Source organism: Streptomyces sp. S.PB5 (assembly GCF_030403745.1).
Lineage (GTDB): Bacteria > Actinomycetota > Actinomycetes > Streptomycetales > Streptomycetaceae > Streptomyces.
This window is the reverse complement of the sequence record NZ_JAQMWP010000005.1, coordinates 169,886-194,958: the sequence shown is the minus strand read 5'-3', so window position 1 is coordinate 194,958 and position 25,073 is coordinate 169,886. Positions and strand designations below refer to the sequence as shown.

Sequence of the window (25,073 nt, the reverse complement as noted above, 5' to 3'; positions counted from 1 at the left end):
TCTCCCGAACCTTCCCGAACTCTTCACGAACGAGGGGTTGACTGCATATTCATGCAGGTCAGGTGTTACCTAGGCCACAGTACTTTAATGTTCACCAATGCGGTCCATGGTCCTTTTCGCCCGCCTCTGTCCCATGGGGGAGGGCTGGCATGATCAGCCAACCTCCGGTTCTGTAACCGGCGGTATTCGTGTGCGCTGCGACCCCCCGCCGGCGCCGCGGGCGAGAGGAAATCCCCCCATGGGTCACATGGACCATTTCAGCGCCGGCTGGATCACCCCCGTCCTTTCCTATGTCATGGCGTGCGTCGGTTCGGCACTAGGACTGCGCTGCACCCTCCGGGCGCTAGAGGCCGACGGCGCCTCGAAACGGAACTGGCTGCTGCTCGCCTCCGTCGCCATCGGCTCCGGCATCTGGACCATGCACTTCATCGCGATGCTGGGCTTCACCGTCGAGGGCACACCCATTCGATACGACGTCCCGCTCACCGTGCTCAGCCTGCTGATGTCCATCGGTGTGGTCGCGGCGGGCGTCTTCACCGCGGGATACGGCAAGTCCCGTGTGACGTCGGTGGTGTTCGGCGGACTCGGCACCGGCATCGGTGTCGCGGCCATGCACTACACGGGCATGGCCGCGCTGAATCTGCACGGTGAGGTCAACTACGACCCCAGGCTCGTGATCGCGTCCGTCGCCATCGCCGTCGTCGCGGCCACGGCGGCGCTCACGCTCACGCTCATCGTGCGCGGTGGCGTGCTCGCGGTCCTCGCCGCGCTGGTCATGGGACTCGCGGTGAGCAGCATGCACTACACCGCGATGTACGCCGTGAGCATCGAACTCGCGCCGAGCAGCGCGGGGTTGCCCGGGGCGACGCCGACCGAGTTCATCTTCCCGCTGGCCGTGGTGCTCGGGTCGTTCCTGTTCCTGGCCGCCGCGTATGTGGCGTTGTCGCCCACCGGTAGGCGGCACGAGTCGGCCGTCGCCGCGGAGATTCTCCGCGAGGTCGAGCTGGCCACGGCCTGAGAGCGCCAAAGGACCCGCGGCGCCCGAAAACCCGGCGTCCGCGGGTCCGTCATGGCTGGTCCCACCCACGCGGCGGAGCCGCGGACCGACCCAGCCCCGCGCCCCTGAAGCGGCGCCCCCACGCACCGGCATTCTTCACAACCGAGGTACCACCATGCGCCTTCTCCGCACCACGACCGGCAGACTCCGGCCCAGATCCGTCCGGGCGAAGATCGTCTCGCTGCTGATGCTGCCCATCGTGTCCCTGATGGCGCTGTGGGGTTTCGCCGCGGTGACCACCGCGTCCGGCATCGGCGACGCCGAGCGCGCCAAGGACGTCAACGCCGAACTGCTCACCCCGGTCGGCGAGTTCGTCGACGCGCTGCAGAACGAGCGGGTCGCCGTGATGCGGGACCCGGGCGACCGCGCCGCCGGAAAGACGACCGCCAAGGCGACCGACAGGGCGGCCGCGGCCCTGCTCGACGGCATCAACGCCTCCAGCTCGGACGCGGCGTTGCTCGACTCGAGCCTGCCCGAGCGGCTCGACACACTGAAGAGCGAGGCCGGTGGGCTAGACCGACTGCGGGCGCAGGCGGCCCAGAAGCCCTCCGTGGCGTACACGAAGTACTCGGCGGTCATCGCGGACGCCTTCTCGGTGGCGGGCGGGCTGACCGGTGACCAGAGCACCGACGCCGCCTCCGACGCGCGCGTGGTGCTGGAACTCGCCCACGCGCGGGAGGCATTGGCGCAGGAGCAGGCGCTGCTGGCGGCCGGCGAGACCGCCGGGAAGCTGACCCGGCAGGAGTACGCGCAGTTCGTCGGGGCCGTCGCCACACAGCGGCAGCTGCTGCAGCCGGCGGCCGACGACCTCAAGCCCGAGCACCAGGCGGCGTACGAGGAGATCCTCTCCGGTGACCGGTACGCGAAGCTGCAGGCGGTCGAGAACCGGGTGCAGAGCGCCGGGCCGGGTTCCTCAGCGGTGTCGTCGGGACTGCTCGCCGGATGGGACTCGGCGTCGGCCGGGGTCCTGAAGGACCTGAGCGCTGCCGAGGCCGCCGCCGGTACGGGGGCGACCGCGAAGGCCGACCCGTTCGGCTGGAACACCCTCGGGGCCTCCGGTGTGGCCGTGGTGCTGGGTCTGGTCGGTGTGCTGCTGTCGCTGCTGGTGTCGGTCCTCGTCGGGCGCGGTCTCATCGTCGAACTGCTCGACCTGCGCAACGACGCCCTGGAGGTGGCCGGCCGCCGGCTGCCGCAGGCCATGCGGAAGCTGCACGCCGGCCAGGGCGTCGACATCGACGCCGAGGCTCCCCTGCGGCGTCTCGTCGGTGATGAACTCGCCCAGGTGGGCACCGCGTTGACCGCCGTCCAGCGTGCCGCCCTCAAGGCCGCCTCCGAGCGCGCCGAACTCCTCAGCGGCATCTCCGGCGTGTACGTCAGCCTCGCGCGCCGCAGCCAGGTGCTGCTGCACCGCCAGCTGGACCTGCTGGAGGGCATGCAGCACCGGCAGCAGGACCCGCACGAGCTCCAGGACCTGTACCGCGTCGACTACCTGGCGACCCGGATGCGCCGTCACTCGGAGTCCCTGCTCATCCTGTCCGGCATCGCGCCCGGCCGTGGCTGGCGGGACCCGATCCCGCTGGCGGACGTACTGCGGGCCGCGGTCGCCGAGATCGAGAACTCGCCCCGGGTACAGATCTGGGCGGTGCCGAAGGTGTCCGTGGTGGGCGGCTCGGTCGCCGACGTCATCCATCTGCTCGCCGAACTCGTCGAGAACGCCTCGGCGTTCTCGCCGCCCAGCACCAAGGTGCAGCTGCGCGCGGCCCGGATGCGCGACGGTGTCCTCATCGAGATCGAGGACAGCGGCTTCGGCATGAACGAGGCGGCCCTCGCGGAGGCCAACAGCAAGATCCAGTCCGAGAAGGTCGACCTCCTGGACGCCAAGCAGATCGGTCTGTTCGTGGTCAACCGGCTGCGCGACCGGCAGGGCCTCAGGGTCGAGCTGCGGGCCTCGCCGAACGGCGGTGTCACCGCGGCGGTCCTCATCCCCGAGGCGCTGATGCGGGACGACATGCCGGTGGGCGAACAGGCCTTCGGCGGCCGCGGGCTGGCGCCGGCCGCGGCACTGATCCCGCAGCAGCGGCCGGGATTCGGCGCTGCCGGGGCGTGACCATGTCTTCGCGCTATCTCCACACCAAGTATCGGAAAAGTAGTACGTGAGGGAAACCAAGGGCCCCTAGGGTCACTTGACACTTCAAGCGCCACACGGCGTCCGTCATGCCGAACGCCGCGCGGCGCCTGTCGAGTGACCCCCCTTGAAAGGCAAGGCACGTCCGTGTCCGAACAACCCCCCACCCCGTCCCACCGTCGCAAGCGCTCTCTGTCCCGTCGTGGCGTGATCGGTGCCGCCGCTGCCGTGGCCGGCGCGGCCGCCGTGACCCCGGCGGTCTTCGCGGCCACCGACTCAGGCTCCGACTCCGGCTCCGGTGACGGAGACGGCACCGGTTCCTCCGGTACGACCCCGGAGAAGTTCCCCGCCACCCGGACCGAGGCCGCCACCGGTACCGGCGAGGTCACCACCGCCTTCGCCGCCTCCTACGTCGGGGTGCGCTGGTCCGGCGCGGAGGACGGCGCCGCGATCCGCCTCGCGGACGGTGACTGGCAGACCGTGACCGCGGGCTGCTCGGCCGTCGAGGACGGGGGCAGCGCGCTGGTGGCGGCCCAGAACGCCACCGCCTATGAGGTGAAGGCGTCGGGCGGAGTGTCCGACGTGGCCTCGCTGGCGATCGATGTCACCGACGGCCCCGGCCGCACCTTCCAGGTGCCCAGCGAGCCGACACGCGTGCGTGGGGTGCGCTACCTCTCCCGCCCGGCGTGGGGCGCCGACGAGTCCAAGCGGTACAAGGACGGCAAGGTCAACTCGCCCGAGAAGTACTACCCGTTGCAGATCATCACGGTCCACCACACCGCCACGCCGAACAACGATCCCGACCCCGCCGCGACGGTACGCGCGATCTACGAGCTGCACGCGATCACCAACGACTGGGGCGACATCGGCTACCACTTCCTCATCGACGAGTCCGGCACCGTCTACGAGGGCCGCTACTCCGGCGACGACGGCATCCCCGCCTTCGACCCGGACGGCGACCTCGTCACCGGCTTCCACTCCGTGGGCTACAACTCCGGCGCCCTCGGCATCGCCCTCATCGGCACGCTCACGGAGAACGGCCCCACGGACGCGGCCAAGGCGTCCCTGACCCGGCTGATCAAGGTGATATGCCGGTTCAAGGGCCTCGACCCCGAGGCGAGGGTCACCTATGTGAACCCCGTCAACGGCTCGAAGAAGGACACGAACACCATCGGCGGCCACCGCGACTACTTCACCACCGAGTGCCCCGGCCAGGTCATGTACGACCTGCTCGGCGAGATCCGCGCGGCCGCAGCCCGCTGATCTGCGGTGATCCGCCGCGGGATCGGTCACCGACCGGCGCACATTAGGCTGGGAGGCTGACCCCCGCGGCGGAGCCGCATGTCGAGCACAGCCCCCGGGCAGGAGCGTAATGGCCGTCAACCTGGTCAATGTCGAGAACGTCAGCAAGGTGTACGGCACCCGTGCCCTGCTCGACGGTGTCTCGCTCGGCGTCTCCGAGGGCGACCGCATCGGCGTCGTCGGGCGCAACGGAGACGGCAAGACCACCCTGATCCGGATGCTCGCCAAGCAGGAGGAGGCCGACACCGGCCGCGTCACGCACTCCGGCGGCCTGCGCATCGGCGTCCTCACCCAGCACGACTCCCTGGACGCCGAGGCCACCGTCCGGCACGAGGTCATCCGGGACATGGCCGACCACGAGTGGGCGGGCAACGCCAAGATCCGGGACGTCCTGACCGGACTCTTCGGCGGCCTCGACCTGCCCGGCTTCCCGCAGGGCCTGGACACCGTCATCGGCCCGCTCTCCGGTGGCGAGCGCCGCCGTATCGCGCTCGCCAAGCTGCTCATCGAGGAACAGGACCTGCTCGTCCTCGACGAGCCCACCAACCACCTCGACGTCGAGGGCATCTCCTGGCTCGCCGGGCATCTGCGCGAGCGCCGCTCCGCGCTCGTCTGCGTGACCCACGACCGCTGGTTCCTCGACCAGGTCTGCACCCGCATGTGGGACGTGCAGAAGGGCGCCGTCTACGAGTACGAGGGCGGCTACTCCGACTACGTCTTCGCGCGCGCCGAGCGCGAGCGCATCGCGGCGACGGAGGAGACCAAGCGGCAGAACCTGGTCCGCAAGGAGCTCGCGTGGCTGCGCCGAGGCGCCCCTGCCCGTACGTCGAAGCCGCGCTTCCGCGTCGAGGCCGCCAACGAGCTCATCAAGGACGTGCCGCCGCCGCGCGACACCAGCGAGCTGATGAAGTTCGCCTCCTCACGGCTCGGCAAGACGGTCTTCGACCTGGAGGACGTGACCGTCCAGGCCGGCCCCAAGGTGCTCCTGAAGCACATCACCTGGCAGCTCGGCCCCGGCGACCGCATCGGCCTCGTCGGGGTCAACGGCGCGGGCAAGACCTCGCTGCTGCGGGCCATGGCCGAGGCGTGGCGCACCGAGGGCGAGACCCAGCCGGTGGGCGGCAGGGTCGCCGTCGGTAAGACGGTCAAGCTCGCCTACCTCTCCCAGGAGGTCGCCGAACTCGACCCCGACCTGCGGGTGCTGGAGGCCGTGCAGCGGGTGCGCGAGCGCGTCGACCTCGGCAAGGGGCGCGAGATGACCGCCGGGCAACTGTGCGAGACGTTCGGCTTCAACAAGGAGAAGCAGTGGACGCCGGTCGGGGACCTGTCGGGCGGTGAGCGGCGCCGGCTCCAGCTGCTCAGGCTGTTGATGGACGAGCCCAACGTCCTCTTCCTCGACGAGCCCACCAACGACCTCGACATCGAGACCCTGACCCAGCTGGAGGACCTCCTCGACGGCTGGCCCGGCTCGATGATCGTCATCTCCCACGACCGCTTCTTCGTCGAGCGCACGACCGACCGGGTCTTCGCCCTCCTCGGCGACGCCACCCTGCGGATGCTCCCGCGCGGGATCGACGAGTACATCGAGCGTCGCCACAAGATGGAGGAGGCGGCCGCGGCGAGCGCGCCGGTCGTCCAGAAGGCGGTCCCGGAGAAGAGCGCGGCCGACCAGCGCGCCGCCAAGAAGGAACTCCAGAAGATCGAGCGGCAGCTCGACAAGGTCTCCGAGAAGGAGACCAAGCTGCACGACCAGATCGCCGCGAACGCAACGGACTTCGCGAAGGTGGCGGAACTCGACGCCCAGCTGCGGGATTTGGCGGCCGAGCGCGAGGAGCTGGAGATGCGCTGGCTGGAACTCGCCGAGGACGCGTGAAGGGTGCGTGAAGGCGGATAACGGTGGCATCACGGGCCGGTCCTCCCTTGGGTACAGGGGGTGATCGGCCCGGTTCGCTGTCAGTCCCGAGTGATAGAAAGAGCCGTCTGAGAACTTTCTGAGTACGACTCTGAGCCGTTACGTACCTCAGGGCGTGGCTAAAAATCAGTGAACGAGGGGGAACGCGCTGATGACCCAGCCGCCCGGTTTTGGAGCACCGCAGGACCAGCCGCCGCAGGGGGGATTCGGCGCGCCGCCACCTCCCGCGGGCCCGCCGCAGACGCCGCCGCCACCGCAGGGTCCGCCGTCGACACCGCCGCAGCAGCCCGGTTACGGCTACCCGCAGCAGCCGCCCGCCGGTCCGTACGGCCAGCCGCAGCAGCCGGGTCCGTACGCGCAGCCGCAGCCGGGCCCCTACGCCCAGCCGCAGCAGTCCGGCCCCTACGCCCAGCCCGGACCGTACGGACAGCCCCAGCAGCCGGGCCCCTACGGCCAGCCCGGTCACGGCTACCCGCCCCAGCCGCAGTTCCCCGGTGCCCCCGGCACCCCGCCGTCCGGCTCGCGCAACCCCTTCAAGGGCAAGCCCGCCCTCGCCATCGCCGCGGCCGTCGCCGGTCTGCTGGTGGTCGGCGGCACCGTGTGGGCGGTCGCGGGCGGCGACGAGGACCCGAAGAAGCCGGTCGCCCAGGAGAGCGGCGGCACCAAGCCGTCCGCCTCCGACGACCCGGTCAACCCCGGGTACGGCGACGGTGGCGGCGGCGAGGAGCAGACGGACCTCAACGAGGGCCGCAAGGCAGGCGAGTCGAAGGTGCTCTGGTACAAGGACGCCCCCGACGCGCCGGGCAACGGCGCCGACGCCCCCGGTATGTGGATCACCGACAAGACCGCGGTGAAGGCGGCGTACAAGCAGCTCTTCGCCTACAACGTCGCCGACGGCAAGCCCGCCTGGGAACCGATCACCTTCGACCAGAAGATCTGTGCGGCCAGCTCGCAGAAGACGGCCGCCGACAAGATCGTCGTCGCCTACATGAGCGGCAGCAGCGACCGCGCGGAGTGCAACAAGCTCCAGGAGATCGACCTCAACACCGGCGCCAAGGGCTGGACCGCCGAGGTCGCCGACGGCGATCTCTTCGACAGCACCCTGCAGATCGAGCTCTCCATCACCGGCAAGACCCTGATGGTCGGCCGCTCGATGTCCGGTGTGGCCTACGACGTCGAGACCGGAAAGAAGCTGTTCGACAAGGCGAAGTACGGCAACGCCTGCTTCCCGAGCGCCTTCGCGGGCGGTCCCAAGCTGATCGTCGTCTCCTCCTGCGACGCCGGCGGTGACAAGGAGCACGACGAGGTCCAGGAGCTGGACCCGGCGACCGGCAAGGCCAAGTGGACCTTCGCCTACGACAAGGGCTGGCGGGTCGCGCGCGCCTACTCCGTCGACCCGCTCGTCGTGTACGCCACCAACGAGGACAAGGACACCTGGAACATCGCCGCGTTCACCGCGAGCGGCAAGGTCCGTTCCCAGGTCGGCGTGGACGAGGACTTCGCCCCCGCCTGCGACTGGGCGATCTTCGCGCGTGACCTGACGGGCTGCACCGGCGCGGTCGCCGACGCCGACACCCTCTACCTGCCGACCGAGGCCACCGGCTCGGCCAACGAGATCGTGGCGATCAGCCTCGCCAACGGCAAGGAGAAGTGGCGCGTCAAGTCCCCGGCGGACGAGTCGATGCTCCCGATGAAGATCGAGAACGGCAAGCTCATCGCGTACGTCGAGCCGTCCTACGACGCGGGCGGCCAGGTCGTCTCCCTCACGACGGGCGGCTCGGACCACAAGCCCGTGAAGCTCCTGCAGAACCCGGCGGGCATCGCCGACATCGAGGACGGCTTCTACTCCAAGGCCATCGACTGGACCGGCGGTCGCTTCTACCTCTCCACCACACGGCTGAGCGGCAGCGACGAGTCGCAGGAGAAGCTGATGCTCGCCTACGGCAAGTAGCCCGCCGCCCCCGTACGTTCCCGCCGTCGTCCCCAGTTCCGAGGTACCCGCGTCATGACCCAGCCGCCGCCCCCGCCGCCCAACCAGCCCCCGCCCGGGGGAGGTTTCGGCCCACCGCAGGACCAGCCGCCGCAGCAGCCGCCGGCTCCGCAGCAGCCCGGCTTCGGCGCGCCGCAGCCGCCGCCGCAGCCCCCGGCCCAGCAGCCGCAGCCCGGTTACGGCTACCCCCAGGCGCCCCCGCCGCCGCAAGGCGCCCCGCAGACACCGCCGCCCCCGCAGGCCCCTCCGGGGCAGCAGGGGTACGGCCATCCCGGCCAGCCGCAGAACCCGTACGGGCAGCAGCCCGGCGGCTACGGCCAGCCGCAGCCGGACACCTACGCCCAGCAGCCGAACCCCTACGGTCAGCAGCCCAACCCCTATGGCCAGCAGCCCGGTTACGGGTACCAGCAGCCGACCGTGCCGCTGCACGCACAGCCCGGCGGGCCGACGGGCGGCGGACGGAAGATCAACGCGCAGCTGGCGATCATCATCGCGGCGGTCGTGGCGGTCGCCCTGATCATCGGCGGCGGCGTCTGGTACGCCTCCTCGTCCGGCGACGACGGCAAGGACGACACCGCTAGTTCGAGCGGCGGCACCGGCGGTGGCGGCGACGAGAAGGGCGGCACCGGGGGGACCTCCAGCAAGGGTGACGAGAAGGTCCCGGCCGACACGGCCGCGTCCGTCCTCTTCCAGGTCCCGCAGCCCGAGATCAAGGTCGACACCTCGTACACGGTGAACGGCTCCTGGCTGACCGACAAGGTGTACGCCAAGAGCGGCATCGCCGAGGTCGTCGGCTACGACCCCGCCAAGGGCACCAAGCTGTGGACGGTCAAGCTGCCCGGCCCGGTCTGCCAGGCCAGCCGCCACGCCACCGAGGACGGCCTGACCGCCATCGCCTACGAGCCCGCGATGCCGACGAAGGAGAAGCCGACGGCCGGCTGCAGCCAGATCGCCGCGATCGACCTGGCCGCGGGCACCAAGCTGTGGACCAAGACCGCCAAGTCCGGTGACCGACTGATCACCTGGGACAACGTCACGGTCAGCGCCGGCACGGTCGCCGCGGGCAGCACCAGCGGCGGCGGCGCCTGGGACCTCAAGAGCGGCAAGTCGCTGTGGGCCCCGAAGCCGACCGACACCTGCTACGACGCGGGCTACGGCGGCGGCGAGAAGCTGGTCGCGGTCCGCAAGTGCGGCTCCTACGGCGCCCGTCAGCTGCACATCCAGACCATCGACCCGGTCTCCGGGAAGGTGATCTCCGAGTACAAGATGGCGCAGGGCATCGAGTACGCGAGCATCGTCTCCACCGAGCCGCTGGTGGTCGCGGCGGAGGTCGGTGAGGTCGAGGGCGCCCTGGGCATCTCGGACGCGTTCGCCATCGACAACAAGACCGGCAAGCTGCGGTCCCGTATCTCGGTCGACCCCGAGCAGTTCACCGCCCGCTGCGACGGCATCACCAGGATCGAGTACTGCTTCTCGCTCGTCGTCGGCAACGACCGCCTCTACCTCCCCACGGTGGAACGCGAGGTCACCGGCGAGAACTACAGCCGCACCAACTCGATCGTCGCCTTCGACCTGGCCACCGGCAAGCAGACCGGCCAGCGCGCGGACGCGGGCGACGGCTACTCGTTCACCCCGCTGCGGATGGACGGCGGCAACGTGCTGGCGTACAAGCGGCCGCCGTACGACAAGGGCGGTCAGGTCGTGACCATCGACGGCGGCAGCTTCAAGGAGACGAAGCTGCTGGAGATGCCTGCGGTGGAGACGGTGCGCGATGTGGAGACGAGCTTCCTCCCCGACTCCCACGAACTTCTCTACCACGACGGCCGGTTCTTCATGTCGCAGGTCTACGCGAGCGACTACGGCAGCAGTTCGGACGAGAAGGAGTATCTGGCGATCGGTTTCGGAGCGAAGTGATCGCTCGGTGGGCGTGAACACGCCCGCGCCGCAAGGCCCCGTCCCTGCTCAGGGGCGGGGCCTTGCACGTACCACCCATCAATCTCGAATGCCGGAAATTCCGTCGATCCGGGGCACTTCTCACCAGTAGGGGGAGCGTAACGTCGAACAAGCGTGTAGCTTCCGGGGGCATGGAGAGCGGGGGGAGCCGGGAGGGGGCTTCTGTCCGTGCGGACCAGTGGGCATCCAGAGCGGTGCATGGGGATCCATTGGGGGGACTGGGGGGTTGCTCGATGGGAGTGCGGCTCATGGTGGTCGACGACCACCGACTGCTCGCCGAGGCACTGGCCTCGGCACTGAAGCTGCGGGGACACCGGGTGCTGGCCGCGGCGGCACCCGCCGCGGGCGCGGCGGAACTGGTGATCACCCGGGCGCCGGAGGTGTGCCTCCTGGGCACCGCCACACCGGCCGAACCGGGCATCTTCGACCCGGTGGTGAAGATCAAACGCGACCGTCCACAGGTGGCGGTCCTGGTGCTGGGCCCGGTCCCGAGCCCACGCGGCATCGCGGCGGCGTTCGCGGCCGGAGCGTCGGGGTATGTCCGCCACGACGAGCGCATCGAAGGCGTGGAGCGCGCGATCATGAAGGCGAGGGCGGGTGAGGCGGCCGTGGCCCCGCAGCTGCTCCAGGGCGCCTTCAGCGAACTCCTCAACCCGGCGGCCCAACCGGACGACGAGGGCCAGCGACTCCTCCAGATGCTGACGCCGAGAGAGGTCGAGGTCCTGGTCCGGGTCGCCGACGGCGAGGACACCCGGCTCATCGCGGCGGGCATGGGCATAGCACCGTCCACCGCCCGCACCCATGTCCAGCGGGTGCTGATGAAGCTGGGCGTGGGGTCAAGGCTGGAGGCGGCGGCGCTGGCCGCCCGGACGGGGTTGCTGGACCGGGCGGGGCCGGTGCCGCATTCGGGGGCGGGGGGCGAGGTCTGACGGGGAGGTCTGACGGCGTGGAGAAGGTGCCGGAGAGGTGCCGGGGGCTCTCGGGGGCTCCGGAGCGCGGTCAGTCCGCGGCCGGCTCGCACCACATGTATTCACCCCGGCTGCCGTCCCTGCCCGACGGCTGCCATCCCCATAGATCCGCCCAGGCCATGACCGGTGCCAGCCCGTGCCCTCCTCGGGGTCGGTGAGCAGGGCCGACTTCCCCGGCGGCTCGGACGGTTCGGGATCCGCGTCCCACGCCCCGATGCGCAGCACGCCCTCCTCCTACCGCACCTGCAGCATGGCGGGCCCTTGGGTGTGCCGTACGGCGTTGGCGACGAGCTCGGTTCCGAGGACTTCTCCGTACCGGCCGCCGTCGTCGAGGCGCAGCTGACCGAGCTGTCGTAGGTCCCACAGGGCCGGAGTCCCATCGGGCCCCGGCCCCGCCCGCCGTCCGGGCGCTCTTACTCGTCCGCCGTTTTCTCCGGCACCGGCGGCGGAGTGGGCCGCAGCTTCAGCCACACCAGGAAGAAGATTCCGAGGAGCAGCATCCCCAGCCCGGTCCACAGGTTGATGTTGACCCCCTCCGCCTTGTCGAGTGTCGAGTCCGACGGATTGATCCCGGCGATCGTGACGATGACGCCGTACAGCACGAACAGGCCGCCGATGATGCGGCGCAGGTCGAAGATGCGGGCCGCGGTGGCCGACTTGGCCTGTAGTTCGGTGACTTCCCGCTGGACGTCCTCTTCGGAGTATCCGGAGTGGTCGGGACGTCCGAAGTGGTCGGAATTCTCAGACATGGTTCCTCGATCCTCCCCGGATCAGAACGAGAACGGGATGTAGCAGGCGGCGGCCAGGATGATCGCGCCCCAGCCGAGGAGGGCGGGCCTGCGGTACCAGGCGTCGTCGCCCTCGGAGGGCGCCTCGGACATGCCGGGGGAGCGGGTGCCGTAGACCAGGCCCTGGAGCTCCGCGGCCGGCTTCGGGGCGGTGAACAACGACACCGCGAACATCACCACCGCACCCGCCACGAAGCCCACGATCGCCGAGACGAAGTTGGCGCCCTGGTCGGAGGGGATGTCGACGATGCCCTGCTTGTAGATCCAGAAGTAGTTCACCATCGCCGCGACCGTGCCGGCGAGCAGACCCCAGAAGCCCGACTTCGCCGACGCCCGCTTCCAGAACATGCCGACGATGAAGACCACGAACATCGGCACGTTGAAGAAGGAGAACAGGGTCTGGAGGTAGCTCATGATGTTCGAGAAGGAGGAGGCGAGGAACGCCGTACCCACCGACGCCACCACGCCGATCACCGTGATCAGCCGGCCGAAGCGGACGTAGTACCCGTCCTCCTGGCCCCTGACCACGTACCTGGCCCAGATGTCGTTCGTGAACACCGTGTTGAACGACGAGACGTTCGCCGCCATGCCCGCCATGAACGCCGCCAGCAGACCCGTCACCGCGATGCCCAGCACGCCGTTCGGCAGCAGCTGTTCCATCAGGTACGGGATCGCGTCGTTATACTGGTAGCCCGAGTCCGTCGTACCGAAGCCGGGGATCAGGGCCGCGGCCGTCAGGCCCGGGATCATCACCAGGAACACGATGAAGATCTTCGGGAAGGCCGCGATCAGGGGCGTCCGCTGGGCCGCGCTCAGGTTCTTCGCCGACAGTGCCCTCTGCACCTCCGCGAAGTTCGTCGTCCAGTAGCCGAAGGACAGCACGAAGCCCAGGCCCAGCACGATCGTCAGCCAGTTCGCGCCCAGCGGGTTGGCGCTGCCGATGCCCGTGCCGCCCCACGCCGTCGTGAAGTCGGCGCCGTGCTCGGCCGTCAGCTTGTCCGACAGACCGCCCCAGCCGCCCACCTTCTTCAGGCCCAGGACGACGATCGGAATCAGCGCCGCGAGGATCACGAAGAACTGCAGGACCTCGTTGTAGATCGCCGAGGACAGGCCGCCGAGGGTGATGTAGGCCAGGACGAACGCACCGGCCACCACGATCGCCACCCACTGCGGCCAGCCCAGCAGCGCCTCCACGACGATCGCGAGGGCGTACAGGTTCACGCCCGAGATCAGGATCGCGGCGAAGGCGAAGAGCGCCGAGCTCAGCAGGTGCGCCCATTTGTCGAAGCGCAGCAGGAGCATCTCGGGGACCGAGCGGACCTTGCTGCCGTAGTAGAAGGGCATCATCACCAGGCCGAGGAAGACCATGGCCGGGATGGCGCCGATCCAGTACCAGTGCACGGTGTAGACGCCGTACTGCGCGCTGTTGGCGGCCATGCCGAGGATCTCGGTGGCGGCCAGGTTGGCGGAGATGAAGGCGAGGCCGGTGATCCAGGCGGGCAGGGAGCGGCCCGAGAGGAAGAAGTCGAGGCTGGTCTTGACGGATCTGCGGGCGGCGAAGCCGATGCCGAGGACCACCACGAAGTAGATGCCGAGGATCGTGTAGTCGAGCCAGTTCGTGGGGAGTCGTAGCTCTGCTGCTAGATATGTGACTTTTGTGGGGGTTTGCATGGGCAGCCATTCAACCCTTCCGCTGGTGCTCTTTGTTTGATTCCGCCGTTGACGCGACTGTCGAGTTATGATTACTTGTGTTTAGTTCTGTTTGAGTGAAGGAGTCCGGCGGTGAAGAAGACCTCGACCCGACTGGCCGACGGTCGCGAGCTCATCTACTACGACCTGCGCGACGACACCGTGCGGGACGCGGTCGACCGCCGCCCGCTGGACCGGACCGTCACCACGTCCGAGGTGCGGCGTGATGTGCTGCTCGGTGACTCCGTCGCGATCGCTTCGCACCGCCAGGGCCGCACCTACCACCCGCCGGCCGACGAGTGCCCGCTCTGTCCCTCGCAGGGCGACCGCCTCAGCGAGATCCCGGACTCGTCGTACGACGCCGTCGTCTTCGAGAACCGCTTCCCGTCGCTGGCCGGGGACTCCGGCCGCTGCGAGGTCGTCTGCTTCACCTCCGACCACAACGCGTCCTTCGCCGATCTCACCGAGGAGCAGGCGCGGCTGGTCCTGGAGGCGTGGACGGACCGGACGTCGGAGCTGTCTCATCTGCCCTCCGTGGAACAGGTGTTCTGCTTCGAGAACCGTGGTGCGGAGATCGGTGTGACCTTGGGTCACCCGCACGGGCAGATCTACGCGTACCCCTTCACCACTCCGCGCACCGCGCTCATGCTGCGTTCTGTCGCAACTCATAAGGAGGCGACCGGAGGTGAGAACCTCTTCGACGCCGTCCTGGAGCGCGAGCTCGCCGACGAGCGGGTCATCCTGGAGAGTGAACACTGGGCGGCCTTCGTGCCGTACGCCGCGCACTGGCCCTACGAGGTCCACCTGTACCCCAAGCGCCGGGTGCCGGACCTGCTCGGGCTCGACGAGGACGCGCGCTCAGAATTTCCCCAGGTTTATCTGGAACTCTTGAGGCGCTTCGACCGGATCTTCGGCGAAGGTGAGCCGCCCACGCCCTACATCGCGGCCTGGCACCAGGCCCCGTTCGGCGCGTTGGAGGAATTCGATGGGGACGCAGCCGTCAGCCGTGACGACTTCGCGCTCCACCTCGAGCTTTTCACCATCCGCCGCACCTCCGGCAAGCTGAAGTTTCTCGCGGGTTCCGAGTCCGGCATGAACGTGTTCATCAACGACATCCGGCCGGAGGCCGCGGCCGAGCGACTGCGAGAGGTAGCGAGTTCATGAAGTACCTGGTGACAGGTGGCGCGGGTTACGTCGGCAGTGTCGTGGCCCAGCACCTCCTCGAAGCCGGCCACGAGGTCGTCGTCCTCGACAACCTCTCCACCGGCTTCCGCGAGGGCGTCCCGGCCGGCGCGGCCTTCATCGAGGGCGACATCCGTGACGCGGGCAAGTGGCTCGACCCCTCCTACGACGGCGTCCTGCACTTCGCCGCCTTCTCCCAGGTCGGCGAGTCGGTCGTCAAGCCCGAGAAGTACTGGGACAACAACGTCGGCGGCACGATGGCCCTGCTCGGCGCCATGCGCGAGGCAGGCGTCCGCAGGCTCGTCTTCTCCTCCACGGCCGCCACGTACGGCGAGCCGGAGCAGGTCCCGATCGTCGAGTCCGCACAGACGAAGCCCACCAACCCGTACGGCGCCACCAAGCTCGCCGTCGACCACATGATCACCGGCGAGGCGGCCGCCCACGGCCTGGGCGCGGTCTCCCTGCGCTACTTCAACGTGGCGGGCGCGTACGGCGAGTTCGGTGAGCGCCACGACCCCGAGTCGCACCTCATCCCGCTGATCCTCCAGGTCGCCCAGGGCAGGCGGGACGCCATCTCCGTCTTCGGCGAGGACTACCCGACCCCCGACGGCACCTGCGTCCGCGACTACATCCACGTCGCGGACCTGGCCGAGGCCCACCTGCTGGCCCTGGAGGCCGCGCAGCCGGGCGAGCACCTGATCTGCAACCTCGGCAACGGCGAGGGCTTCTCCGTCCGCCAGGTCATCGAGACGGTCCGCCAGGTCACCGGCCACCCGATCCCGGAGGTCGTGGCACCCCGCCGCGGTGGCGACCCGGCGGTCCTGGTGGCATCGGCCGAGGCCGCCCGCGAGAAGCTGGGCTGGAACCCGTCCCGCGCGGATCTCGCGGGGATCGTCGCGGACGCGTGGGAGTTCACGCAGAAGATCGCAAGGGAGCAGTAGTGGTGGGGCAGCAGGTGCGGGACCGTTTCGTCGAGCTCTACGGAACCGAGCCCGAAGGGGTCTGGGCGGCGCCGGGCCGCGTCAACCTCATCGGTGAGCACACCGACTACAACGACGGCTTCGTGATGCCCTTCGCGCTGCCGTACACCGCCGTCGCTGCGGTCTCGCGGCGGGACGACGGCATTCTGCGACTGCACTCGGCGGACGTCGAGGGCGGCGTTGTCGAGCTGCGGCTCGACGCCCTCGCCCCCGAGTCGGACAGGAACTGGACGGCGTACCCGGCGGGCGTGGTCTGGGCCCTGTGCGAGGCCGGCCACGCGGTCACCGGAGCCGACATCCATCTGGCGTCGACGGTCCCGGCGGGCGCGGGCCTGTCCTCGTCGGCGGCACTGGAGGTCGTGGTGGCTCTCGCCGTCAACGACCTCTTCGAACTGGGCCTCCCGCGCCGGCAGCTGGCCCGTCTGTGCCAGCGCGCCGAGAACGTCTACGTCGGCGCCCCGACCGGCATCATGGACCAGACCGCGTCCGCCTGCTGCGAGGACGGCCACGCCCTCTTCCTCGACACCCGCGACCTGTCCCAGAAGCAGATCCCCTTCGACCTCGCGGCCGAGGGCATGCGCCTCCTCGTCGTCGACACCCAGGTCAAGCACTCCCACAGCGAGGGCGAGTACGGCAAGCGCCGCGCGGGCTGCGAGAAGGGGGCCGCGCTGCTGGGCGTGGACGCCCTGCGGGACGTGCCGTACGCGGAGCTGGACGAGGCGCTCGCCCGACTCGGCGACGACGAAGAGGTCGTACGACTGGTCCGCCACGTGGTGACGGAGGACGAGCGGGTCGAACGCGTCGTGTCCCTGCTGGAGTCGGGCGACACCCGGGCGATCGGCCCGGTGCTGGTCGAGGGCCACGCCTCCCTGCGCGACGACTTCCGCATCTCCTGCCCGGAGCTGGACCTGGTCGTCGACACCGCCCTCGCCGCCGGCGCCCTGGGTGCCCGCATGACCGGCGGCGGCTTCGGCGGCTCGGCGATCGTCCTCGCGGACGTCACCGACGTCGAGACCATCACCAAGGCCGTCGAAGAGGCCTTCGCCGCAGCCGGGTTCACGGCCCCGCGCGTGTTCGAGGCGGTGCCTTCGCCGGGGGCCCGCAGGCTCGTCTGACGCACCGCGCATGCTGTCGGCCCCGCGCCCGTGATCGGGCCCGGGGCCGAGGCGCGTCCGGCGATCAGTAGAGTGCAGCCGCAGGTCAGGGAGAGTGTGCGACAAGGAGTAGGGATGCCGGGGGCGGTACGCAGACAAAGGACCACACCGCTGAACGCCATGGGCGGACTGTTCGTCGACCCGTGGCAGTCCGCGCGGCGCACGGTCGCGGTCATGGTGTTCGGGTGGGCGGGCGCGGCAGGCACCGTACTCGTCGCGTATCTGGCCCTGGGCCTGGAGGCGGTTCCCATCTCCGTCGGCGTGGTGGTGTGCCTCGCCTTCGCCGTGTCCCTGATCCTGCTGCACCGCGCCTGGTGGCTGGGCGTCCTGTCCGCGGTGCCGTCGCTGTTCGTCCTGGTCGGCGCGGTCCAGTACGCACCCGAGGCGGCCCTGGAGCGGCGCGGGGTGCACGAGAGCGTGGTCGTCGTGGCGGACACCGCGACCGGCTTCACCCTCCAGCGCGCGGACGGCACCGAACTGGAGGAGAAGTACGACTACGACGGCGACGTCGGGGCGCCGGAGGTGGGCGACCGGTTCGACATCATCCGGGACCCGGAGGGCGAGGTGCCGCTGGCGGAAGCCGAGGGCGTCGACCCCTCCGGCCGCATGGGCGGTCTGATCACGGGCGTCGTCGCCTGGACCCTGATGGCGGCACTGGCGGGCCGGCGCGGCCATCTCCGCAGACGCCGGGGCCTGGACTCCACGGCGGACGTGCCCCTGTGACCCGGAAGTGCCGGAAGGACCGGAAGGACCGGAAGCACCGGGTCCGAACGATGTGTGGGGATTGTCCCCGCCCGGTCCCTCGGGCGTCCTGAGAAGGTAACTGCCCCCGCGGAAGCCCCCATTCCATGTGACGGTGGACATATCGCCGACAGCGGAGGGGGATCTCATGGCTGTGCAGGACGGTCCTCAGGCCGCACCCCGGCAGGGGCCGGGGTGTCTCAGGGGCTGTGTGTCGCTGGTGGTGCTGATCGGGATCGTGTACGCGATCTGGTGGTTCACCGGCGGCAAGGACAGCGACGACACGTCCTCCGTGAGACCGTCCTCCGCGGCCTCCGCCTCCGCCTCGGACCCAGCCGACGGCGGCGGGAGTTCGGGTGCGTGGAAGATCGGCGACTGCGGCGGCCCCGACCCCGACCGGGCACCCGACGGGTACAAGGCCTTCGACTGCGGTGACTCGGCCGCCACCTTCAAGGCCCTGAAGATCATGGACGGCAGCATCCTGCCCGCCGCGATCCAGTGCCCGGCGGGCACCGACCTGATCATCGAGGTGTCGATGTCGTTCGGTTCGGACCCCGACGACAGCGGGGGCGGCGGCGGGATCCCCACCGACACCGTCTGCGGACGCAATCTGACGGGCGACCATCCCGGGGACGCGGGCGCCGGCGGCGGCCAGTTGGTGAAGGGCGACTGCATCGACCAGGAGGCCCAGGAGATCGCGTGCGCCCAGTCCGGAGCCGGTGACCTCAAGGTGCTCGGCCTCGTCGAGGGCGGCTCCGCCCGGTGCCCCTCAGGCACCACCGACCCCGTCCGGCTGACGGTCGTGGTCGGACGGCCGTACGACACCATCTGCGCCAAAGCGTTCTAGCCGAGCCTCTTCGTCAGCGTGTACTCCGTGATCCCCGGCGGATAGTCGGGGATCACGCACACCACCTCGTACCCCTGCTTCCGGTAGAACTCCGGCGCCTGGAAGTCCCAGGTCTCCAGCCGGGAGTTCACGCAACCCCGCTCGGTGCCGGCCAGCGACTCCGCCGTCGCGAGCAACTGCGAACCCAGCCCCGCCCCCCGCCACCGCCCGTCGACCCAGAGGTAGGTCACGTGCAGCCAGGTCGTCCAGGTGTGACCGACCAGACCGCCCGCCAGTGCGCCGGTGTCGTCCAAGGCCCAGACGTGGAGCGGAAGTTCACGTTCACCTGGGGTTCCGCGCAGGGCGCGGAGGACCGGGGAGGCCGCCGTATTGGTGTCGCGGAGCCGTTTGTGCAGCAGATCGCGCCGGTGTCTGTCGACTTCTGTCTCAATACGAAACATGCGGCACACGATAAACGCGCTGGACAAGCAGTTCTGCAAATTACCTTCCGCTCCTGCCCCCCGGCCGTACCCTGATGAACAGCACCGGTGGGGGCCGGTGCTGATCAGGGGGCGAGACAGTCGGGTACGGCGCCCGAAGTGGGGGTAGCAGTTCGTGCACGGCGGCGGCCGTGCGGCCATCGTGCTTCGGGCGTCGTACCTGCGCCGGTCTTCAACCGTCTTCCGTCTCCCGACGATGGGGTAATCCCCTGCTCTTAAAGAGAGCTTGGGGAAGGGGGTTTCGTGGTTCGCATCCGAGTCCTGGTCGTCGACGACCATCGCATCTTCGCCGAGTCGCTCGCCGCCGCACTGGCCGCCGAGCCCGACGTCGACGTCTCCGCCGCCGGCAGCGGTCCCGCCGCGCTGCGCAGTCTGGAGCGCGCGGCCGCCGAGGGGCGCCGCTTCGACGTCCTGCTCGTCGACGCCGACCTGGGCGGCAACGTCCAGGGCATCCGGCCGACCGTACCCGTGCCGGAGGCGGGTGAGGACGGGCTCGTCGACGGCATCTCGCTGGTCGCCGGGGTGCGTTCCGCCCAGCCCGGCGTACGGATCGTCGTGCTCGCCGAGAAGGACGACCCGCGGCGGGCGGCGCTGGCGCTGCAGGCCGGGGCCTCCGGCTGGGTGGCCAAGGACTGCTCGCTGTCCAGACTGCTGACCGTCATCCGCGGGGTCCTGCGCGAGGAGACGCATCTGCCGCCCGCGCTGCTCACCGGGGTCCTCAGGGAGCTCACCGCCGCGCGCAAGCACCGCACCGAGAGCGAGCGGCTGGTGGAGTCGCTGACTCCGCGCGAGCGCGAGGTGCTGCGGTGCATGGTGGCCGGGCTGGGCAGGAAGGCGGTCGCCGAGCGGCTGTTCCTGTCCCCGCACACCGTCCGCACCCATATGCAGAACGTCCTCGGCAAGCTCGGCGTGCACTCCACGCTGGCCGCCGTCGCGCTCGCCCGCCGGGCGGGTGTCGGACCGGTCGACCTAGCCGGGGATGTTGTCGAACGGGGCGGTCAGCTGGCGTAGCAGCCCCGCCAGTTCGCCCCGCTGGGCGCGGGAGAGTTCCGCGAGGATCGCGCGCTCCTGGTCGAGCAGCCCGGCCAGGGCCTGGTCCGCGCGGTCCCGGCCCTCGTCCGTCAGCCGGACCAGGACGCCACGGCGGTCCGACGGGTCCGGCAGACGTTCCACCAGGCCCTTCTTGGCCAGCCGGTCGATCCGGTTCGTCATCGTGCCGGACGTGACCAGGGTCTGCGTCAGCAGCTGCCCCGGCGAGAGCTGATACGGCGTTCCCGCGCGCCGCAGTGCCGTCAGGACGTCGAACTCCCAGGGCTCCAGGCTGTGCTCGGAGAAGGCAAGCCGGCGTGCCCGGTCCAGGTGCCGGGCCAGTCTGCTCACCCGGCTGAGCACCTCGAGCGGTTCCACGTCGAGGTCCGGGCGCTCCCGGCGCCACGCTGCGACCAGCCGATCGACCTCGTCCTCCATGACGATCAGTCTAGTGGTTGTGTCGACGTTGAGTCTCTTGAGGTGAAGTATCTCGGGATCAAGCCTTTCGGAATAGAGCCTCTTGGTGAGAAGTATCTTGACGTCAAGATAAAGCAGGGTTCATGGTGGACCCATGACCGACAACGGATCCGCGCCCACCTGGGACCCCGCCCAGTACCTCCGCCACGCCGACCACCGGGCCCGCCCCTTCATCGACCTCCTGGCCCGCGTCCCGGAGCCACCGGGGCCCGCCCCGCGCATCGCCGACCTCGGCTGCGGCCCCGGCAACGTCACCGCCCTCCTCGCCGACCGCTGGCCCACCGCCCGCATCACCGGCTACGACAACTCCCCCGAGATGCTCGACCAGGCCCACACCCGGCACGAAGGCCCCACCCCGGGCGGCGGCCGCCTCGACTTCGCCCACGCCGACGCCCGCACCTGGACCCCGGCACAGCCCTACGACGTCATCATCAGCAACGCGACCCTCCAGTGGGTCCCCGGCCACGCGGACCGCTTCGCCGACTGGATCGCCGGACTCGCCCCCGGCGGCACCTTCGCCTTCCAGGTCCCCGGCAACTTCGGCGCCCCCAGCCACCAGCTGATGCGCGAACTCGCCGACTCCGCCGGCCTCGCCGGACTCCTCCGCCACGACGACGCCGTCCTCACCCCCGAGACCTACCTCGAACACCTCACCGCCCTCGGCTGCACGGCCGACGTCTGGGAGACGACATACATCCATCTCCTCACCGGCGAGGACCCGGTCCTGGACTGGGTCAAAGGCACCGGACTGCGCCCGGTCCTCACCGCCCTCGCCGACACCCCCGAGGCCCGCGACGACTTCGTGCACCGCTACCGGGACGCCCTGCGCAAGGCATATCCGGCGGGCCCGCACGGCACCCCCTTCCCGTTCCGCCGGATCTTCGCCGTCGCCCGCAAGGAATCCGCCTGACGCGTTCCGCGGGCTGCGGGAGGCAGCGGCGGCCGGGGCCGGCGGGCCCGGCGACCGACCTCGCGTCCTCTGCCCACACCGCGCCGGCACCTGGGTGGGAATCTCCCCGTCGGCGGCAGGCTGTGAGGCCGGTGAGGCGGAAATGAGGGCGGAGGGGCGTGATGCCGGTGAGGCGGGGTCGAGGACGGTGGTCGGGCTGGGCCGGGTGGGCCGGGTGGAGCACCCGGACCGGAATCCCCCACCGGGGAGGGGTGCGAGGTCGCCGAGGCCGGGATAAGGCTGGCGGTCGGAACAGGTCGGGTGAGGCACCCGGGCCGGAACCTCTCACCGGGGGAGGGTCGCGGGGCTGCCGAGGCGGGCGTAAGGGCGGTGGTCGGGACGGGTCGGGTGGGGCACCCGGACCGGAATCCCCCACCGGCGGAAGGCTGTGAGGCCGCCGGGCGGGGGTAAGGCCGGTGGTCGCGCCAGGCCGGGCGGGCCACCCGGACGGGTACCTCCCACCGGCGGAGGGCCGCGAGGCCGGCGAGGCGGGGGTCGAGGCCGGCGGTCGCTCCGGGCCGGGCGGCGGACGCCGGGCGCGATCAGGGCCCGCCGACACCGTCCGCCTCCGGCGCGTCCGCGGCTGTCGAAGGCCCAGGAGACCAGGTCCCGCACGGTGCGGAACACCGAGCGGCGGAAGGCGGCGTGCGGTTCCTGGTCACCGCCGTGGGCCCGGCGCAGTCAGTGCGCCCTGCCGGACCGGGCCGGTGGCGGGGCCGTCCCCGCCCTGCCCGCGTCACTCGCCGCGCCGCCCGCGTGACCCGTTGCCCCGTCCGCGCGACCCGTCGCCCCGCCTGCGCGACCGCCGCCACGACCGACCGAATCCCACGAAAGAAAGCGGAGCCAGATGCTCACAGGAATCGATCACATCCAGCTCGCCGCCCCGCCCGGCTCCGAGGACCGGTTGCGGGCCTACTACGCCGGGGTCCTCGGCATGCGCGAGATACCCAAGCCGCCCGTGCTCGCGGCGCGCGGCGGGTGCTGGTTCCAGGCCGGGGCCGTGCAGCTGCACCTCGGGATCGACGTGAACTTCCGGCCCGCGCTGAAGGCGCATCCCGGGCTGCGGGTCATCGACCTCGACACGTACGCCGCCCGGCTGCAGGCGCGGGGAGCCGTCGTCACCTGGGACGTGGATCTGCCGGGGCACCGGCGCTTCTACTCCTACGACCCCGTCGGCAACCGGCTGGAGTTCCTGGAACCCCTGGGAACGTGAGAAGGCCGGAGCCGGTTGTTTGAGTCCCCTCGCGCACGGCCACTCGCCGAAGTGACAGCCGGGGGGCCGACCCCGTCGGGAGTGAGTGACGTGACGAAGGAACAGAAGGCCAAGGCCAAGAAGGAACAGATGAAGGGCAAGGGCAAGGAGGCCATGGGCCGTGCCGTCGGCAACGAGCGGATGACCGCCGAGGGCCGGGCCGAACAGATGAAGGGCGACGCACGTCAGGCGAAGGAGAAGGCGAAGGACGTCTTCAAGCGGTGACCGTCTTCAAGGGTGACCGTCTTCAAGCGGTGACCGTCTTCGAACGCTGACTGTCTTCGACCCGTGACCGCCTCAGGCGGCGACCGACTTCGGGCGCCGCCAGATGTGCGGCCCCGCCGCGTGGGCGCGACCGGCCACCACAGCCCCGCAGCGCACCGACAACCCCTCGCCGCACGCCCAGCGGAGCGCTCAGCTCCGGCGATGCCCGATCAGCCGCGGCTTCTGCTCCATGCCGTCCAGGCCGTGCCACGCCAGGTTCACCAGATGGGCCGCGACCTCCGCCTTCTTCGGCCGGCGGACGTCCAGCCACCACTGCCCGGTCAGCGCGACCATGCCGACCAGGGCCTGGGCGTACAGCGGAGCCAGCTTGGGGTCGAAGCCGCGGAGCTTGAACTCGCGGCCCAGGATGTCCTCCACCTGCGTCGCGATCTCGGAGATCAGCGAGGCGAAGGACCCGGTCGACTGCGGGATGGGGGAGTCACGGACCAGGATGCGGAAGCCGTCCGTGTACTCCTCGATGAAGTCCAGCAGCGCGAACGCCGCCTGCTCCAGCAGCTCACGCGGATGACCCGCGGTCAGCGAGCCGGTCACCATGTCAAGGAGTCGCCGCATCTCGCGGTCCACCACCACCGCGTACAGGCCCTCCTTGCCGCCGAAGTGCTCGTACACCACCGGCTTGGACACCCCGGCCTTCGCCGCGATCTCCTCCACCGACGTGGCCTCGAAACCCTTGGCGGCGAAGAGGGCGCGACCGATCTCGAGCAGCTGCTCCCGACGCTGGGCCCCCGTCATCCGGGTGCGACGCGCGCGCCGCGGCTTCTCATTGCTCTCGGTGCTGCTTGAGTCGGTCGCCACGGCGTCAATCATGCCGCCTTCGCGGGCTCCGTCCGGCGTCGGGAGCCGTCTTCGCCGGTGTTACGGCGTGAATCGATACGTGAGCGTGACGGCCAGCGCACGTCGTACGCCCACCCCAGCGCCTCGAACCAGCGGATCAGCCGCGCCGAGGAGTCGATCTGACCGCGCATCACACCGTGCCGCGCCGAGGTCGGGTCGGCGTGGTGCAGGTTGTGCCACGACTCACCGCAGGACAGCACCGCCAGCCACCACACATTGCCCGAACGGTCCCGCGACTTGAACGGCCGCTTGCCCACCGCGTGGCAGATCGAGTTGATCGACCACGTCACGTGGTGCAGCAGACAGACCCGGACCAGCGAACCCCACAGGAACGCCGTGAACGCGCCCCACCACGACATCGTCACCAGACCGCCGACCAGCGGAGGGACGGCCAGGGACAGCATCGCCCAGAAGATGAAGCCCCGGGAGATCCGGCGGATCGCCGGGTCCTTGATCAGATCCGGCGCGTACTTGTCCTGCGGCGTCTGCTCCTCGTCGAACATCCAGCCGATGTGCGCCCACCACAGGCCCTTCATCAGCGCCGGGATCGTCTCACCGAACCGCCACGGGGAGTGCGGGTCGCCCTCCGCGTCCGAGAACTTGTGGTGCTTGCGATGGTCGGCGACCCACCGCACCAGCGGCCCCTCCACCGCCATCGACCCCGCGATCGCCAGCGCGATCCGCAACGGGCGCTTGGCCTTGAACGAACCATGCGTGAAGTAGCGGTGGAAACCGATCGTGATGCCGTGGCAGCCGAGGAAGTACATGAAGACGAGCAGACCGAGGTCCAGCCAGCTCACTCCCCAGCCCCACGCCAGCGGCACCGCCGCGAGCACCGCGAGGAAGGGAACGATGATGAAGAGCAGAAGGGTGATCTGCTCCAGCGAGCGCTTCTGCTCGCCGCCCAGGGTGGCGGACGGCAGCGGGGAATCGTCGGACGGCTTCGGGGCGTCTTCGATCACATCGGAGCTTGCGGTCATGGGGCGTCCCCTGTGGGGTTCGAGGGTTTTGTGACAAGGGCCTGGTCACAGGAGCCGAGCGGGAGTCGAGCGGTGCTTCCCTACGGGTCCGTAACCTACG

General features: G+C 70.2%; 22 protein-coding genes and 1 pseudogene. 16 read left to right on the top strand and 7 right to left on the bottom strand.

The annotated features are described in order from the left end of the window. Positions 1-238: 238 nt before the first annotated feature. The 7 genes from PH203_RS14830 to PH203_RS14800 all read left to right on the top strand — a co-directional run bounded on the left by PH203_RS14830 (position 239) and on the right by PH203_RS14800 (position 11,268). The gene (locus PH203_RS14830; RefSeq protein WP_289920400.1) at positions 239-1,018 is read left to right on the top strand and encodes an MHYT domain-containing protein; all 780 of its coding nucleotides are present in this window, start codon (positions 239-241) and stop codon (positions 1,016-1,018) included. Positions 1,019-1,172: 154 nt separating this feature from the next. Further along, a complete protein-coding gene (locus PH203_RS14825) occupies positions 1,173-3,164 on the top strand; it encodes a nitrate- and nitrite sensing domain-containing protein (protein ID WP_289920399.1) in 1,992 nt (663 codons plus the stop codon). A gap of 165 nt (positions 3,165-3,329) precedes the next feature. Continuing rightward, positions 3,330-4,445, top strand: coding sequence for an N-acetylmuramoyl-L-alanine amidase (locus PH203_RS14820; protein WP_289920398.1), 1,116 nt, complete (start codon positions 3,330-3,332; stop codon positions 4,443-4,445). A 109-nt stretch (positions 4,446-4,554) separates the two neighbouring features. Continuing rightward, positions 4,555-6,357, top strand: coding sequence for an ABC-F family ATP-binding cassette domain-containing protein (locus PH203_RS14815; protein ID WP_289920397.1), 1,803 nt, complete (start codon positions 4,555-4,557; stop codon positions 6,355-6,357). 190 nt (positions 6,358-6,547) lie between these two features. Further along, positions 6,548-8,347, top strand: a complete 1,800-nt coding sequence (locus PH203_RS14810; protein ID WP_289920396.1) for a PQQ-binding-like beta-propeller repeat protein — start codon at positions 6,548-6,550, stop codon at positions 8,345-8,347. Positions 8,348-8,401: 54 nt separating this feature from the next. After that, positions 8,402-10,300 (top strand): PQQ-binding-like beta-propeller repeat protein, encoded by a 1,899-nt coding sequence (locus PH203_RS14805; protein WP_289920395.1) that lies wholly within the window; start codon positions 8,402-8,404, stop codon positions 10,298-10,300. A gap of 272 nt (positions 10,301-10,572) precedes the next feature. Then, entirely contained in the window at positions 10,573-11,268 is a 696-nt protein-coding gene (locus PH203_RS14800) for a response regulator transcription factor (protein ID WP_289920394.1), read from the top strand. A 70-nt stretch (positions 11,269-11,338) separates the two neighbouring features. Here the strand turns inward: PH203_RS14800 and PH203_RS14795 are convergent. From PH203_RS14795 to PH203_RS14785, 3 genes and pseudogenes are all read right to left on the bottom strand, one after another. After that, positions 11,339-11,616: pseudogene (locus tag PH203_RS14795) on the bottom strand (ATP-binding protein); the annotation flags it as partial. A gap of 104 nt (positions 11,617-11,720) precedes the next feature. Beyond that, positions 11,721-12,056, bottom strand: coding sequence for a hypothetical protein (locus PH203_RS14790; RefSeq protein ID WP_289920393.1), 336 nt, complete (start codon positions 12,054-12,056; stop codon positions 11,721-11,723). 21 nt (positions 12,057-12,077) lie between these two features. Continuing rightward, positions 12,078-13,766: a sodium:solute symporter family protein gene (locus PH203_RS14785; protein WP_289920392.1), complete on the bottom strand. Its 1,689-nt coding sequence runs from the start codon at positions 13,764-13,766 to the stop codon at positions 12,078-12,080. A gap of 111 nt (positions 13,767-13,877) precedes the next feature. On the opposite strand from PH203_RS14785, the gene galT reads away from it, so the two are divergent. The 5 genes from galT to PH203_RS14760 all read left to right on the top strand — a co-directional run bounded on the left by galT (position 13,878) and on the right by PH203_RS14760 (position 18,688). After that, entirely contained in the window at positions 13,878-14,948 is a 1,071-nt protein-coding gene (galT, locus tag PH203_RS14780) for a galactose-1-phosphate uridylyltransferase (RefSeq protein ID WP_289920391.1), read from the top strand. Then, the gene (gene galE / locus PH203_RS14775) at positions 14,945-15,907 is read left to right on the top strand and encodes a UDP-glucose 4-epimerase GalE (protein ID WP_289920390.1); all 963 of its coding nucleotides are present in this window, start codon (positions 14,945-14,947) and stop codon (positions 15,905-15,907) included. Before galT ends, galE begins: the two co-directional genes overlap by 4 nt. Further along, positions 15,907-17,061 (top strand): galactokinase, encoded by a 1,155-nt coding sequence (gene galK / locus PH203_RS14770; RefSeq protein WP_289920389.1) that lies wholly within the window; start codon positions 15,907-15,909, stop codon positions 17,059-17,061. Before galE ends, galK begins: the two co-directional genes overlap by 1 nt. A gap of 159 nt (positions 17,062-17,220) precedes the next feature. Further along, positions 17,221-17,823 carry a hypothetical protein gene (locus PH203_RS14765; protein WP_289920388.1) on the top strand — a complete coding sequence of 201 codons (603 nt, stop codon included), beginning with the start codon at positions 17,221-17,223 and terminating at the stop codon, positions 17,821-17,823. Positions 17,824-17,989: 166 nt separating this feature from the next. Then, positions 17,990-18,688: a hypothetical protein gene (locus PH203_RS14760; protein ID WP_289920387.1), complete on the top strand. Its 699-nt coding sequence runs from the start codon at positions 17,990-17,992 to the stop codon at positions 18,686-18,688. On the opposite strand, the gene PH203_RS14755 is transcribed toward PH203_RS14760, so the two are convergent. Beyond that, the gene (locus tag PH203_RS14755; protein ID WP_289920386.1) at positions 18,685-19,128 is read right to left on the bottom strand and encodes a GNAT family N-acetyltransferase; all 444 of its coding nucleotides are present in this window, start codon (positions 19,126-19,128) and stop codon (positions 18,685-18,687) included. The two genes, PH203_RS14760 and PH203_RS14755, sit on opposite strands and share 4 nt — an antisense overlap. A gap of 282 nt (positions 19,129-19,410) precedes the next feature. Between PH203_RS14755 and PH203_RS14750 the strand changes: the two genes are divergently transcribed. After that, the gene (locus PH203_RS14750) at positions 19,411-20,178 is read left to right on the top strand and encodes a response regulator transcription factor (protein ID WP_289920385.1); all 768 of its coding nucleotides are present in this window, start codon (positions 19,411-19,413) and stop codon (positions 20,176-20,178) included. Here the strand turns inward: PH203_RS14750 and tamR are convergent. Then, positions 20,137-20,634 (bottom strand): MarR family transcriptional regulator TamR, encoded by a 498-nt coding sequence (tamR, locus tag PH203_RS14745; RefSeq protein ID WP_059196100.1) that lies wholly within the window; start codon positions 20,632-20,634, stop codon positions 20,137-20,139. The two genes, PH203_RS14750 and tamR, sit on opposite strands and share 42 nt — an antisense overlap. Before the next feature lie 133 nt (positions 20,635-20,767). Between tamR and PH203_RS14740 the strand changes: the two genes are divergently transcribed. The 3 genes from PH203_RS14740 to PH203_RS14730 all read left to right on the top strand — a co-directional run bounded on the left by PH203_RS14740 (position 20,768) and on the right by PH203_RS14730 (position 23,099). Then, the gene (locus PH203_RS14740) at positions 20,768-21,583 is read left to right on the top strand and encodes a trans-aconitate 2-methyltransferase (RefSeq protein ID WP_289920384.1); all 816 of its coding nucleotides are present in this window, start codon (positions 20,768-20,770) and stop codon (positions 21,581-21,583) included. A gap of 886 nt (positions 21,584-22,469) precedes the next feature. Beyond that, a complete protein-coding gene (locus tag PH203_RS14735) occupies positions 22,470-22,835 on the top strand; it encodes a VOC family protein (protein ID WP_289920383.1) in 366 nt (121 codons plus the stop codon). Positions 22,836-22,925: 90 nt separating this feature from the next. Then, the gene (locus PH203_RS14730; RefSeq protein WP_289920382.1) at positions 22,926-23,099 is read left to right on the top strand and encodes a CsbD family protein; all 174 of its coding nucleotides are present in this window, start codon (positions 22,926-22,928) and stop codon (positions 23,097-23,099) included. Between the two features lie 189 nt (positions 23,100-23,288). On the opposite strand, the gene PH203_RS14725 is transcribed toward PH203_RS14730, so the two are convergent. Together PH203_RS14725 and PH203_RS14720 are read right to left on the bottom strand one after the other, a co-directional pair. Continuing rightward, a complete protein-coding gene (locus PH203_RS14725) occupies positions 23,289-23,966 on the bottom strand; it encodes a TetR/AcrR family transcriptional regulator (RefSeq protein ID WP_289920381.1) in 678 nt (225 codons plus the stop codon). Further along, on the bottom strand, positions 23,963-24,973 hold the full coding sequence (locus PH203_RS14720; protein WP_289920380.1) for a fatty acid desaturase: 1,011 nt from the start codon (positions 24,971-24,973) through the stop codon (positions 23,963-23,965). The genes PH203_RS14725 and PH203_RS14720 overlap by 4 nt, the downstream gene beginning before the upstream one ends. Between the last annotated feature and the right edge of the window lie 100 nt (positions 24,974-25,073).

Bases quoted from the DNA above. Each gene is read 5' to 3' on its own strand.
- PH203_RS14720 (WP_289920380.1), bottom strand. From the start codon at position 24,973: ATGACCGCAAGCTCCGATGTGATCGAAGACGCCCCGAAGCCGTCCGAC.
- PH203_RS14735 (WP_289920383.1), top strand. From the start codon at position 22,470: ATGCTCACAGGAATCGATCACATCCAGCTCGCCGCCCCGCCCGGCTCC.
- PH203_RS14760 (WP_289920387.1), top strand. From the start codon at position 17,990: ATGGCTGTGCAGGACGGTCCTCAGGCCGCACCCCGGCAGGGGCCGGGG.
- PH203_RS14755 (WP_289920386.1), bottom strand. From the start codon at position 19,128: ATGTTTCGTATTGAGACAGAAGTCGACAGACACCGGCGCGATCTGCTG.
- PH203_RS14785 (WP_289920392.1), bottom strand. From the start codon at position 13,766: ATGCAAACCCCCACAAAAGTCACATATCTAGCAGCAGAGCTACGACTC.
- PH203_RS14805 (WP_289920395.1), top strand. From the start codon at position 8,402: ATGACCCAGCCGCCGCCCCCGCCGCCCAACCAGCCCCCGCCCGGGGGA.
- galE (WP_289920390.1), top strand. From the start codon at position 14,945: ATGAAGTACCTGGTGACAGGTGGCGCGGGTTACGTCGGCAGTGTCGTG.
- PH203_RS14740 (WP_289920384.1), top strand. From the start codon at position 20,768: ATGACCGACAACGGATCCGCGCCCACCTGGGACCCCGCCCAGTACCTC.
- PH203_RS14790 (WP_289920393.1), bottom strand. From the start codon at position 12,056: ATGTCTGAGAATTCCGACCACTTCGGACGTCCCGACCACTCCGGATAC.
- PH203_RS14815 (WP_289920397.1), top strand. From the start codon at position 4,555: ATGGCCGTCAACCTGGTCAATGTCGAGAACGTCAGCAAGGTGTACGGC.
- PH203_RS14830 (WP_289920400.1), top strand. From the start codon at position 239: ATGGGTCACATGGACCATTTCAGCGCCGGCTGGATCACCCCCGTCCTT.
- tamR (WP_059196100.1), bottom strand. From the start codon at position 20,634: ATGGAGGACGAGGTCGATCGGCTGGTCGCAGCGTGGCGCCGGGAGCGC.
- PH203_RS14810 (WP_289920396.1), top strand. From the start codon at position 6,548: ATGACCCAGCCGCCCGGTTTTGGAGCACCGCAGGACCAGCCGCCGCAG.
- PH203_RS14725 (WP_289920381.1), bottom strand. From the start codon at position 23,966: ATGATTGACGCCGTGGCGACCGACTCAAGCAGCACCGAGAGCAATGAG.
- PH203_RS14825 (WP_289920399.1), top strand. From the start codon at position 1,173: ATGCGCCTTCTCCGCACCACGACCGGCAGACTCCGGCCCAGATCCGTC.
- PH203_RS14765 (WP_289920388.1), top strand. From the start codon at position 17,221: ATGGGCGGACTGTTCGTCGACCCGTGGCAGTCCGCGCGGCGCACGGTC.
- PH203_RS14800 (WP_289920394.1), top strand. From the start codon at position 10,573: ATGGGAGTGCGGCTCATGGTGGTCGACGACCACCGACTGCTCGCCGAG.